The organism is Mesorhizobium sp. B2-5-13, from assembly GCF_006440535.1.
In the GTDB taxonomy this organism is placed as follows: Bacteria; Pseudomonadota; Alphaproteobacteria; order Rhizobiales; family Rhizobiaceae; genus Mesorhizobium; species Mesorhizobium salmacidum.
The window spans coordinates 116996-128534 of the sequence record NZ_VFUI01000006.1 but is presented as its reverse complement, the minus strand read 5'-3'; the positions used below and the strand labels follow the sequence as shown (position 1 = coordinate 128534).

Annotated in this window: 11 protein-coding genes; 5 read left to right on the top strand and 6 right to left on the bottom strand. The window is 64.5% G+C overall.

Annotated elements, in window-relative coordinates:
* Positions 1–16: 16 nt before the first annotated feature.
* Both FJ434_RS12770 and FJ434_RS29775 read right to left on the bottom strand, forming a co-directional pair.
* Positions 17–451 (bottom strand): hypothetical protein, encoded by a 435-nt coding sequence (locus tag FJ434_RS12770; RefSeq protein ID WP_140502457.1) that lies wholly within the window; start codon positions 449–451, stop codon positions 17–19.
* Positions 452–460: 9 nt separating this feature from the next.
* Complete coding sequence (locus tag FJ434_RS29775) at positions 461–613, bottom strand: hypothetical protein (RefSeq protein ID WP_181165911.1); 153 nt, start codon at positions 611–613, stop codon at positions 461–463.
* Positions 614–868: 255 nt separating this feature from the next.
* Here FJ434_RS29775 and FJ434_RS12765 point away from each other — a divergent pair, with 255 nt between their 5' ends.
* Positions 869–1756, top strand: a complete 888-nt coding sequence (locus FJ434_RS12765) for a dienelactone hydrolase family protein (RefSeq protein ID WP_140747412.1) — start codon at positions 869–871, stop codon at positions 1754–1756.
* On the opposite strand, the gene FJ434_RS12760 is transcribed toward FJ434_RS12765, so the two are convergent.
* Positions 1753–2706, bottom strand: a complete 954-nt coding sequence (locus tag FJ434_RS12760) for a DMT family transporter (RefSeq protein WP_246678280.1) — start codon at positions 2704–2706, stop codon at positions 1753–1755. The genes FJ434_RS12765 and FJ434_RS12760 overlap by 4 nt on opposite strands.
* 89 nt (positions 2707–2795) lie before the next feature.
* Between FJ434_RS12760 and FJ434_RS12755 the strand changes: the two genes are divergently transcribed.
* The gene (locus tag FJ434_RS12755; protein WP_140747409.1) at positions 2796–3275 is read left to right on the top strand and encodes an Lrp/AsnC family transcriptional regulator; all 480 of its coding nucleotides are present in this window, start codon (positions 2796–2798) and stop codon (positions 3273–3275) included.
* Between the two features lie 27 nt (positions 3276–3302).
* Here FJ434_RS12755 and FJ434_RS12750 read toward each other — a convergent pair whose 3' ends face one another.
* Entirely contained in the window at positions 3303–3500 is a 198-nt protein-coding gene (locus tag FJ434_RS12750; RefSeq protein WP_015317249.1) for a hypothetical protein, read from the bottom strand.
* A 259-nt stretch (positions 3501–3759) separates the two neighbouring features.
* Complete coding sequence (locus tag FJ434_RS12745; protein WP_140502461.1) at positions 3760–4239, bottom strand: thioesterase family protein; 480 nt, start codon at positions 4237–4239, stop codon at positions 3760–3762.
* A gap of 102 nt (positions 4240–4341) precedes the next feature.
* Here FJ434_RS12745 and FJ434_RS12740 point away from each other — a divergent pair, with 102 nt between their 5' ends.
* A complete protein-coding gene (locus FJ434_RS12740) occupies positions 4342–5757 on the top strand; it encodes an FAD-linked oxidase C-terminal domain-containing protein (RefSeq protein ID WP_140715871.1) in 1416 nt (471 codons plus the stop codon).
* A 100-nt stretch (positions 5758–5857) separates the two neighbouring features.
* A complete protein-coding gene (locus tag FJ434_RS12735) occupies positions 5858–6376 on the top strand; it encodes a hypothetical protein (RefSeq protein ID WP_140747406.1) in 519 nt (172 codons plus the stop codon).
* 57 nt (positions 6377–6433) lie between these two features.
* On the opposite strand, the gene FJ434_RS12730 is transcribed toward FJ434_RS12735, so the two are convergent.
* Positions 6434–7396, bottom strand: a complete 963-nt coding sequence (locus tag FJ434_RS12730) for a Dyp-type peroxidase (RefSeq protein ID WP_140747403.1) — start codon at positions 7394–7396, stop codon at positions 6434–6436.
* A 133-nt stretch (positions 7397–7529) separates the two neighbouring features.
* Between FJ434_RS12730 and FJ434_RS12725 the strand changes: the two genes are divergently transcribed.
* Complete coding sequence (locus tag FJ434_RS12725; RefSeq protein WP_140747400.1) at positions 7530–11528, top strand: AsmA-like C-terminal region-containing protein; 3999 nt, start codon at positions 7530–7532, stop codon at positions 11526–11528.
* The last annotated feature ends 11 nt before the right edge of the window (positions 11529–11539 follow it).

The window sequence follows — 11539 nt, the reverse complement described above, 5'->3', positions numbered from 1 at the left end:
TTCGGCGATCCGACGATCAGCGGAGCCCCAGATGGGCCTTCAGGCTGGGCACCGAACCGAGCACCTGGTTGGTCAAATCGGGGCCGGCGGCGGCCTCGGCCTGCTGGACCAGCGTCTCGCCGGCCTTCTGGATCTGCGCCATGTCGAGGCCGGATGCCTTGAGCGCGGCGAGGCCGTTGACCAGTGCGCCGGCTTTCTCGCCGAGAACGCCGCCAAGCGCGCCTTGCAGCGACGACAGGAAGCCGCCGCCGCCGGCCGGCGCGGCGGCCATGACGTCATATTGGTGCGCAAGGTCGTCGGCGCCGGGAATCTTGGCGAAAAACGAAGACGCACTGGTGCCTTCGGCTTCGTGCTCCAGCACCGAGAGGATGGTGCCGACGACCTTTTCGGTCGTAGCCTGGTCAAGCCCGGCCTTCTGCGAGACGGTGTTCACGATGTCCTGGACGTTCATGACTTCACCTCAACTTGGGTTTCGTGTTTGTGCGCTGACGCCGGCGCTGCGAACCTTGACCATGGACTTGCGGCTCGCCGCGACAACAGCCGCGCGCATCGCCAGAACGGCCGCCACTGCTGCCACGAAGGCGCTTGCCAGGATCGGCGAGGTCATGGTCATCGGTACTGTTCCTTTCAGATCGGGCCTATAGGACCGTGGCCGCCAAAGGCGGCCGGCAAGCCAGTTTCCCCCACTATTGTGGCGGCGCCATCAAGATTTGTCACCGATGACAAAAACGTGATGATCTTCCGACCAACCGACCGACTGGCGGCCGGCAGGACAGCGAGATGTCACGGTCCGGTGACTGGACGATGAGAGGCTCGCCCCTATCTTGCGACCGGCAAGGACACCGAAGCCGAGAGAGCGAGGAAGCTGATGGCTAACGTCACCACCAAACCCGTCATCACCCAGGCGATGATCGATGCTTATGACGAATACACGCATCTGACGCTGGATCGCCGCCGCTTCATGGAGCAGTTGACCAGGCTTGCCGGATCAAGTGCTGCGGCCGCCGCGATCGTGCCGATGCTGGCGGCGAACTCCGCCCAGGCGGCGATCGTGGCCGAAAACGATCCCCGCGTGAAGGGCGAGGACATCACCTATCCCGTCAGCGGCGGCGAGATGAAAGGCTATCTGGTCAAACCGGCAAACCAGACCGGCAAGCTCGGCACCGTCATCGTCATCCATGAAAACAGGGGGCTCAACCCGCATATCCGCGACGTCGCCCGGCGCGTGGCGCTGGAGGGCTTCTTGGCGCTCGCGCCCGATTTCCTGTCGCCGCTCGGCGGCACGCCCACTGATGAGGACAAGGCGCGCGACATGTTCGGGAAACTCGATGCGGCGCAGACCGTTGCCAACGGCGTGGCGACGGTCGCCTTCCTCAAGGCCGACAAGGACGGCAATGGCAAGGTCGGCGCCATCGGCTTCTGCTGGGGCGGCGGCACGGCCAACATGCTGGCCGTCAACGCGCCCGATCTCTCCGCCAGCGTCGCCTATTACGGCATGCAGCCCAAGGCCGCCGACGCGTCGAAGATCAAGGCTGCGCTGCTGCTGCATTATGCGGGCTTGGACGAGCGCACCAACGCCGGCATCGATGCTTTCAAGAAGGAACTCGACGCCGCGCATGTCGAATACACGGTCTATGTCTATGAAGGCGCCAACCATGCCTTCAACAACGACACCTCGGCGGCGCGCTACGACAAGAAGGCGGCCGACCTCGCCTGGGGCAGGACGATCGCCTTCCTCAAGCAGAAGCTGGCCTAAGTGCGATCGGCTTCGCGATCAGCCACTGGTTTGTGGAAGGCAACGCCGGCCACGACCAGCGCGATGCCGAGGCAATCGGTCGGGCCGGGAATCTGGCGCAGCACGACGATGCCGATCAGCGTCGCGGTGACCGGCAGCAGCGACAGCATCAGCGCAAAGCTCGCGCGCGGCAACCGCGCCATGGCGAGCTGATCGCAGATATACGGAATGACCGAAGAACAGATGCCGACGCCGATGGCGGCGATGAGCAGCGGCGGCGAGAAAAAGGCGGGCAGCGCGTCGGTGACACCGATCGGAAGCACGACGACGAAGGCGACCGCCATGGCAGCACCCAGGCCGGCGATGCCGTCGCCGGCGCCCGCGCGGGCGACGCGATGGCCAAGCACGATGTAGCCGACAAAGAGCGCGCCGTTGAGGAAGGCCCAGAACAGCCCGACGGGGTCGCTTGACCATTTGACGTCAATCAACAGCAAGGTGCCGGTGACGGCGATGGCAAGAGCGGCCAGATTGCGGGCGCTCCTTAGGCCGACCAGCGCAATGCCGATGGTGCCGACGAACTCGATCGCCGCCACCAGCGAGATCGGCAGGCGGTCAAGCGCCAGGTAGAACGAGCAGTTCATCACCGCCAGGCAAGCGCCGAAGGCAATGAGCAGGAGCCGCGTCCGAGGGCCGGCACGGGCGAAGGTTCGCCAAGGGCGGGTCAGCGGCGCGAAGATCAGCGCCGCGGTGGCGATGCGCAGCCAAGCCATGCCGAGCACGCCGACATGCGGGAAAAGCAGCACGGCGAAGGCCGGCCCGAGATAGTGGAAGACCGCGCTGACCGCGAACCAGACATGCGGCGGCAGTCTTGTCGCCAGCCCGGTGAGTGCGGGGCCGGCAAGGGCCGGGCGGACAGCAGTAGGGCTGACTGCGGTAAAACCGGAATGCGGTGCTTGCCTCGGGTCGTCCATGAGACCAGTATCGTAGCCGATCGTCCCGACTTATATGGATGATGATCCGCTTGTCCGATCATTTCTTACCCGGAAGCAAGGAGTTTTCCATGAAACGCCTTCGAAGCGAAAACATCAACCTCGATGCGGCCGACATGAAGATCCTGCGCCTGCTGGAAAAGGATGCGCGCGCCAGCACGGCGGAACTGGCGCGCTCGGTCGGCCTGTCGGCGCCGAGTGTGGCCGAGCGCATCAAGCGGCTGCAGGAAAACGGCGTGATCGAGGCCTATTGCGTCAAGATCAATCCCGCGGCGCTTGGCCTGAAACTATCGGCATGGCTGCGCATCCGGCCGGTGCCTGGGCAATTGGCCGTCGTGGCCGAGATCATCCGAGACCTGCCGGAAATCGCGCAATGCGACCGGGTGACCGGCGAAGACTGTTTCATCGCGCTGGCGCATGTCGGCTCGGTCGCCGAACTCGAACGGGTGATCGACCGCATCATCCCCCATGCGATGACCAATACGGCGATCATCCAGTCATCGCCGGTGATCGCGCGCTCACCGCTGGCGGCGATCAGGCGGCAGCCGTGAAGCTGGGGATTTGATCCCTCCGCCTCGCTATGCATGGCCGCGCTTCAGGCGGGCGCGCTTCAGGATGCTGCGCCAGCGGATCATGTCGAATGGAATCGGTTCGTTGTTGTTGGCGATGTGAAAGATCTCGTTGTCGACATTCTTGAGCGAACGCCAGAAATCGTAGTCTGATATGCGCGGATCGGCGGCCAGCCTGTCCACCTCGACCTTGATGTCCGTTTTCATGCACGTTCCTCGAACCGGCTTCGCCCCGCCGCCCGCTAAAACAACCCTTGTGCGGACGTTTTCGACCGCTCCGCTGAGTCGTTCAACGGCTCAATTGGCTTGTTCCCGTTAAAACCTCGGTAAGGTTAACGTCGGTGCGAACCCGCTTCAAGCGCGGGTGCCGGCGGTTATCCGATGTTCTGCGATTTTGAGTTTCGGGTGTGGCTTTGAAGCCAGCCCGGTCTCCCGCTAATGAGGCGAGATGGATGCCGGCTCCGCCCTACCTGCGCTTGATTCCAATCGAGCGGCCGGCGCGTTCGGGCATCGGCAGCACCGAATGGGCGGCGCGCATGGCTTGGATCCTCGCCAGCACATCGGCCGGGAAGGGCGCCACCTTCGGCCCCGACATATCGACATGCAGCGACAAGGTCTCGGACGTGGCGGCGAGCCAGCCGTCGACATGGCGGATTTCCTGGTAGGCCCGCAGCCGCTTCTCGTCATGCTCGATGAGCTGGAAGGAGACCGTGACCTTGTGGTCCAGGTGCAGTTCCTGCACGTAGCAGACATGGACTTCGGCGGTGTAGATGGTGAGCCGCCGCTCTTTCACATAGTCCAGCCCCATGCCCATCGCCTCGAAGGCCTCGTCCGAGCAGCGGTCGAACAGCACGTTGTAGTAGGCCATGTTGAGATGGCCGTTATAGTCGATCCAGTCCTTCTCGATGTCCATGGGCCTGGAGACGAAGGGGGCGGGGATGGACATTGAAACTTCCTTGTTCTGGTGCTGGACAGAGCGTGGTCGCGGAGACTACGCATCCATAATCGCATAACAAGCATGCATGCTGGTCCATTCGCGGAGGATTTCATGGCTCTGAGCGACCTCAATCCGGTCGAACGCAACGAGGAAGGCATCGCGGCGGTGCTCGGCATCCTCAAGCAGCGGCTGGGCGAGCGCTTCCAGACCGGCCAGGCCATCCGCTCGCAGCACGCGCATACGACGACTTACATTCCGACGCAGGCGCCCGACGGCGTGGCTTTCCCCGAGACCACGGCCGAGGTGCAGGAGATCGTGCGCGCCTGTGCCGCGCACCGCGTGCCGGTGATCGCGTTTGGCGTCGGCTCGTCGCTCGAAGGCCACACCAATGCGCCGGGTGGAGGCATTTCGGTCGATACGTCGCGGATGAACCGCATTCTTTCGGTCAATCCACAGGATCTCGACTGCACGGTCGAGCCCGGCGTGACGCGCGAGGACCTGAACCGGCATTTGCGCGACACCGGGCTGTTCTTTCCGATCGATCCGGGCGCCAATGCCTCGCTCGGCGGCATGGCGGCGACGCGGGCGTCCGGCACCAATGCGGTGCGCTACGGGACGATGCGCGAGAACGTGCTGTCGCTGACCGCCGTCATGGCCGACGGCGAGACGGTGACGACCGGCAAACGGGCGAAGAAGAGTTCTGCGGGCTATGATCTGACCCGGCTGCTGGTCGGCTCGGAAGGCACGCTCGGCATCATCACCGCGCTAACCTTGAAGCTGCAGGGTATTCCGCAGGCGATCTCGGGCGGCGTCTGTCCGTTTCCGAGCGTCGAGGCGGCCTGCAACGCCGTCATCGCGACGATTCAGATGGGCATTCCGGTGGCGCGCATCGAACTGGTCAATGCACTGCAGATGCGGGCGATGAAGACTTATTCCAAGCTCGATTATCCCGAGAGCCCGTGCCTGTTCGTGGAATTCCATGGCAGCGATGCCGGTGTCGCCGAGCAGGCCGAGACCTTCGGCATGATCGCGGAAGAGAATGGCGGCGGGCCGTTTCTGTGGACCAGCGTCGCCGAGGAGCGGACAAAATTGTGGAAGGCGAGGCACGACGCCTACTGGGCGTCGCTGACCTTGCGGCCGGGCGCCAAGGGGCTTTCGACCGATGTCTGTGTGCCGATATCGCGCTTTGCCGAATGCGTCATGGAAACCGAGGCCGATATCGCCGAGATGGGGCTGATCGCGCCGATCGTCGGCCATGCCGGCGACGGCAATTTCCACGTGCTGGTGCTGATGGATGTGAACGATCCCAAGGAAATCGCGCTGTCGGAAAAATTCGTCGCGCGGCTCAACATGCGGGCGATCGCCATGGAGGGCACCTGCACCGGCGAGCACGGCATCGGCCAGGGCAAGATCGGCTTCCTGCGCCATGAACTCGGCCACGGCGTCGACGTCATGCGCACCATCAAGCAGGCGCTCGATCCGCAAAATATCATGAATCCGGGCAAGATCCTGCCTGACGCGGGCTAGGGCGTCGTGAAGAGCGCGTCTTGACCGCGCGGCCATTCGGGTCGAGGCTCCCGCAGTGGCAAGCCTGGAAAGACAGGCGTGCCGGCTGAGGAGGACTGTCATGGCCATTTCACGCAGGGAAGAAGCGCGAGCGCTGAGCGCCGACGAACACGAGATGGTGGAGAAATCGCACCATCCGGTGGTGCAGGAACTTTCCGATACCGACCTTTCCGGCCTGGTCAAGCTGTTGCGGGAACGGCGTGACAAGGCGCAGGCCGAAGCGCATCGCAGGCGGCGCGAGATACGCGGCAAGGGCGCGCCGAAAGGCGCGGCACCCTCAAAGGCCGATGGCGGTTCACAAGTGAAGCTCGCGGTGCTGGCCATGGCGATGCGGCGGCTGAACGGCGAGGCCGAACGGCGCCGCCAACTGGCGGCCCGCATTTCGCTGGTTGACAATGCACGCAAGGCGCTGGCCTTGAAGCAGAAAGCCCCGGACGGTCCCGCGCACAATTCGCGAACGGCGCACAAGGGCATGCGGGCCGTCGCCAACCAGAAGGTTCCAAGTCTTGTTCGACCGGCGGAACTTGGCCGCCAGCGCAAAGCGGCCAAGGTGGCGCAGGCGAAACGCGACGCACGCTGAGGGACCGCGGATAGAGGCCACCAGCCGCTGCTCTACCGTGCAGTGGAGTAGCTTGTCTTACTTCGCCTGCACAAGCGTCTGCAGCATGGGACGGGTCGGGGCGAAGAAGGTCGTGCCGGTGTGCGGTGTCGAGACATCGAGCAGCCGGTCGTAGGCGCCCGGCGGGTCGCCGACATACATACGCTGCAGCATTTTCTCGGTGACCCAAAGATATCTGCTGTAGCCGATGAAGTAGGTGCCGAATTCGTTCTGCCCGGGCCTGCCGAACGGCATGTTGTCGCGCAATATGTCGTACTCGTTGCCGTCGGCATCCTCGATGGTGGCCAGCGACTTGTGCGATTTGCGGGGCGCATCGTCATCATCGATTTCGATGTTGTCGATCTTGGTGCGGCCGATGATCGTCTCTTGCTCGGGAGTCGGAATGCGCGCCCAGGCCTGCATATCGTGCAGATATTTCTGGACCACGACATAGCTGCCGCCGGCGAAGTCGGCATCTTCGTCACCGACCAGCGCCGAGGCTGGCAGATCGAGGCCGGTCGGGTTTGCAGTGCCGTCGACAAAACCGAGCAGGTCGCGGGCATCGAAATAACGAAAGCCCGCCACTTCGTCGACGACGGTCACGCCGGGACCAAGCCTGTCGAGCAGGATACGTTCGAATTCGAAGCACATGTCGGGCCGCTCGGCGCGGATGTGGAAGAGCAGGTCGCCCGACGTCGTTGGCGCCGAATGGACCGCGCCCTTGATCGGCGCGAACGGCTTCAGCTCCAGCGGTCGCCGGCCGGGGCTGAGCCGGTTCCAGAGATCGCTGCCGATGCCGGCAATGCACGACAGGCGCCCGCCAAGATCGCGGAATCCGACAGTCTTGACCAGGTCGTCGAGCTCGCCGAGCACGGAGCAAACCCTGGCCAAGGCCGGCTGTTCGCCGGCGACGGTGACGACAAGGAAAATCGCCGACTGCGATAGCGGGGCATCGACACTCTGTGCATCGATCGGCACGCGATCCCAGTTTTTGCCCGACATCCGAGAATCTCCGCTTTTCCCAGAATTTGTTTCAGATCGTCCGACGTGACGCAACACAGGATGAATTGCCTCTTTATCGACACGCGGATGCGGGTAGAGTGCAGCAGAATTTCAATCAACCTGTTCGGAGCGGATGCTCGCACGCCTGTTCGTGATCTTCGGTGGCATGTTCGTTCTGGTGCTGCTTGCGGCGCTGGTGGTGCCGTATTTCGTCGACTGGACCGGCTACCGCGCCGAGTTCGAGCGCGAGGCAAGCGCCATCCTCGGCCGCAAGGTCACCGTGCAGGGCGACGCCACGGCAAGGCTGTTGCCGTTCCCCTCGGTGACCTTTTCCAACGTCGCCGTCGCCGGTGGCCCCGACGGCCAGCCGGCCATGACCGTCGAGACGTTTTCGATGGATGCCGAACTGGCGCCCTTCCTGCGCGGCGAGGTGCTGATCTTCGACATGCGGCTGGTGCGGCCGAAGGCGACCATAGACATCGCCGCCAATGGAACCGTCGACTGGGCGATGCGCCCGTCCTCGCCCTTCGACCCCGGCCAGATCTCGATCGAGAAGCTGACGGTGACGGAAGGGCAGGTCGAACTGCGCCATGCCGCCGGCGGCCGCAGCCACATCTTTTCCGAGATCAATTCGACCATTTCGGCCAAGTCGCTGGCCGGTCCGTGGCGCATGGACGGCACGTTGCGGCTGGACGGGTTGCGGACCACGGTCGCGGCGTCGACCGGCAAGGCCGAACCCTCCGGGCAGATGCGGTTACGGGTGAGGGCGGACCCCGAAGCCTATCCGCTGGTTATCGAGACCGACGGCAATGCCGGAATCGTCAACGGTGCCGCCGTCTATTCCGGCCTGTTCAAGATTTCGGGTGCCGACAAGGATGGTGCCGGCAAGAATTCAGCCGAGCTGCGCGGTACGGATGGCGAGACGGTCAAGGTCAGCGCCGGCAAGCCCGATCCGGGTTTCCGGCTGAACGGCAAGTTCTCGCTCGACCACCAGAAGCTTGGTGTCGATGAATTCCGTTTCGAAACCGGTCCGCTCGACAATCCCTACACCGCCGACGGCAAGGCTTCGGTCGATCTCGGCCAGAAACCGAGCTTCGCCATCGAAGCCAACGGCGCACAGGTGCAATTCGACGAGGCGGTGGGTGCGCCGGCGGGTGCGGGCCTGACGCTGGACCAGCGTATCGCCGGGCTCGAGCAGGCGTTGCTCGATGTGCCGAAGCCGACCATTCCCGGCACGGTCGAGGTCAAGCTGCCGGCGGTGGTGGCCGGCGACACCACGGTGCGCGACGTTCATCTTTCCGCCGAGCCGGTCGGTGACGGCTGGTCGGTGAAATCGCTGGCCGCGACCTTGCCGGGCCGCACCAAGCTGGAAGCCGATGGCAAGGTCATGCTCAACGTGCAGGGCCATTTCGGCTTCACCGGCTCGTTGCTGCTGGCCGTGGCGCAACCTTCGGGTTTCGCAGCCTGGCTGTCGAAGGATGTCGACGAAGCGATCCGCCGTCTGCCTGCCGCCGGCTTCAAGGCCAAGGTCGATCTCTCTGAAAACCATCAATCCTTCAGCGATCTCGAATTGATCCTGGGCAAGGCGAAGTTTTCCGGCCGCATCGATTCCAGCCAGCCTGACGACGCAAAGCCCTCGGTGCTGATGCGGCTCGAGGGCGGTGACCTCGATGTCGACGGGCTGGCGGCCTTCGCCTCGATCTTCGTCAGCGACAAGGGCGCCAACCGTTTTGCCAGCAGCGACCTCGATTTCCAGATCAAGGCCGGCCCGGTCAGCGCCGGCGGCTTGACCGCCGACACGGTCGATACCGCTCTCAGGCTGCGGGACGGACTGCTCGAAATCGACAGGCTTTCGGTCGGCGGACTGGCCGGTTCCTCGATCAGCGCCACGGGCCGGATCAAGGATTTTCCGGCGGGCCCGACCGGCAAGCTCGACGCCTCGGTGGTCGCGGTCGACCTGAAGCCGCTGATCGACGTCGCCGCGCAGCATTATCCTGACAATGCCGTGCTGAAGGGGCTTGCGGGCCGCGCCGCCGCTTATCCCGACCTGTTCCAGGATGCGCGCATCGACCTCGTGGCCAGTGCCGCCGACAATGGCGACGGCACTACGGGTCTGGCGGTCAGCGGGCAGGGCAAGGCCGGCGGCTCGGCGTTTTCGGCGTCGCTGTCGGGAAGGGGCGCGGTGAACAAGCTTGCCGACGCGCCGGTGACCCTGACTTTCAATGCAAGGAACCCGGACGCAACCGCCTTGCTGGCGCTCTATGGCCTGCCGGCGCTGCCGCTCGGCATGCTGGGTGAAGCAAGCACCGATATCCAGGCCAAGGGCACGTTTGGCGGCGGCCTGGCGACGAGCTTCAGCCTTGCCGGCAACGACTTCAAGGCCGGCTTCGAGGGTACGGTCGCCGACACGCAGCAAGGTCCGACGGCCAAGGGCAAGGTCAACCTCGACGCCGCCGACATCGAACCTTGGCTGATGACGACGGGCATTGGCCTGCCCGGCATGGGCGCCGGCATGTCGACATCGCTGGCCGCGCAGGCCGATTACGGCAATGGCCTGCTGGTGCTCTCCGGGCTTAGCGGCGCCATCAACGAGGCGGCTGTGTCCGGCGACATCAACCTCGATGTCAAGCAGGGGGTCGACGGCAAGGATGGCGTGCCGCATCTGGCCGGTGCGCTGGCGCTCGACGAACTTGACCTCGATCCGATGGCGGTGGCACTGTTTGGCGATTCCGCTTTTCTCTTGGACAAGAACGGCGCCGGCAAGAGTGACAATACCGACAAGAGTGAGAAGGCCGGCGCATGGCCGTCGGCGCCGTTCAGCCAGAAGTCCAGCCTGCCGTTCACCGCCGATCTCGACCTGACCACGGCTTCGCTGGCCGCCGGCCCGTTGGCCACCGCCTATGACGCGGCCTTCTCGCTCAAGCTCGACCCGGAAGGCATTCGGGTGGCCGATCTCAAAGCCAAATTCCTCGGCGGGGCGCTCTCCGGCCTGTTCGAGTTGAAGAACAATGAGGGCACCGGGCTTTTCACCGGACAGATGAAACTGGCGGGTGCCGACCTGGCTGATGTCTTGCCGAATGCGGGCATCAGCGGCAGTGGCGATTTCTCGACGACGATGTCGACCAGCGGCAAGTCGGTCGACGCGATGATTGCCGCTCTGTCGGGATCCGGCACGGCGACGCTGAAGGGCTTGCAGATCGCCGGCGTCAATCCTGACGCGTTCGGCGCATTCCTCGCCAAGGCGGATGCGATCGGCCGCGATATCGACGCGGCCAAGACCGCTGGCTTCGTGCCTGACATCGCAGCCGACGGCAGCTTCGCGGCAAAGGACGCCGAGGTCACCTTCACGATTGCCGGCGGCATGCTGCGAGCGCCCCCGATCAGCCTTGAAAATCCGGCGGCGACCTTGTCGGCCGACATCACGGCCGACCTCAATGCCAGCACGGTTTCGGCCAAGGGCGCGGTCACCTATCGGCCCGGCGACGAAGCGCTGGTCGGCTCCGAGCCGGTCGTGAATTTCACCGCCGAGGGGCCGTTCGGTGCCGTGAAACGGCAGTTCGACAGCGAGCCGCTGGCGCAGTTCCTGACCCAGCGCGCGCTGGAAAAAGAACAGCAACGCGTCGAGGCGATGCAGGCCGCGCTGCTTGAGAAACAGCGGCTGCGGCGCGAGGTGCGCTACTACGCGGCACTTCAGGATGCCCGCGACAAGGCCGCGGAAGAATTGCGCCAGCAGGAGGAAGCGGCGCGCCTGAAAGCAGAAGCCGACGCCAAGGCGAAAGCGGAAGCCGACGCTCAGGCCCAGGCTGAAGCGGATGCCAAGGCGAAGGCCGACGCGGAAGCGAAAGCCAAGGCGGATGCAGACGCGAAAGCCAAGGCCGATGCCGATGCGAAGGCGGCGGCGGAACAGCAGGCAGCGGACGAGGCGGCCAAGGCGCAGGCCGAGCAGGAGCGCCAGAAGGCGGAGGAGGCGATGCGCATTGCCTCTCAGGAAAAAGCCAGGCTCGAAGCCGAGCGCAAGGCGGCGGAACAGGCGCCCAAGGCCGAGCGGGTGCCCGCCAACGACAATCCGCCTCCGGCCAAGCCGAAAGCCAATCCGTTCACTGTCGACAATCTGCTGAAGTCACTGCAGTAGGCGGTAGGACT

Bases quoted from the DNA above. Each gene is read 5' to 3' on its own strand.
- FJ434_RS12770 (WP_140502457.1), bottom strand. From the start codon at position 451: ATGAACGTCCAGGACATCGTGAACACCGTCTCGCAGAAGGCCGGGCTT.
- FJ434_RS29775 (WP_181165911.1), bottom strand. From the start codon at position 613: ATGACCATGACCTCGCCGATCCTGGCAAGCGCCTTCGTGGCAGCAGTG.
- FJ434_RS12765 (WP_140747412.1), top strand. From the start codon at position 869: ATGGCTAACGTCACCACCAAACCCGTCATCACCCAGGCGATGATCGAT.
- FJ434_RS12760 (WP_246678280.1), bottom strand. From the start codon at position 2,706: ATGGACGACCCGAGGCAAGCACCGCATTCCGGTTTTACCGCAGTCAGC.
- FJ434_RS12755 (WP_140747409.1), top strand. From the start codon at position 2,796: ATGAAACGCCTTCGAAGCGAAAACATCAACCTCGATGCGGCCGACATG.
- FJ434_RS12750 (WP_015317249.1), bottom strand. From the start codon at position 3,500: ATGAAAACGGACATCAAGGTCGAGGTGGACAGGCTGGCCGCCGATCCG.
- FJ434_RS12745 (WP_140502461.1), bottom strand. From the start codon at position 4,239: ATGTCCATCCCCGCCCCCTTCGTCTCCAGGCCCATGGACATCGAGAAG.
- FJ434_RS12740 (WP_140715871.1), top strand. From the start codon at position 4,342: ATGGCTCTGAGCGACCTCAATCCGGTCGAACGCAACGAGGAAGGCATC.
- FJ434_RS12735 (WP_140747406.1), top strand. From the start codon at position 5,858: ATGGCCATTTCACGCAGGGAAGAAGCGCGAGCGCTGAGCGCCGACGAA.
- FJ434_RS12730 (WP_140747403.1), bottom strand. From the start codon at position 7,396: ATGTCGGGCAAAAACTGGGATCGCGTGCCGATCGATGCACAGAGTGTC.
- FJ434_RS12725 (WP_140747400.1), top strand. From the start codon at position 7,530: ATGCTCGCACGCCTGTTCGTGATCTTCGGTGGCATGTTCGTTCTGGTG.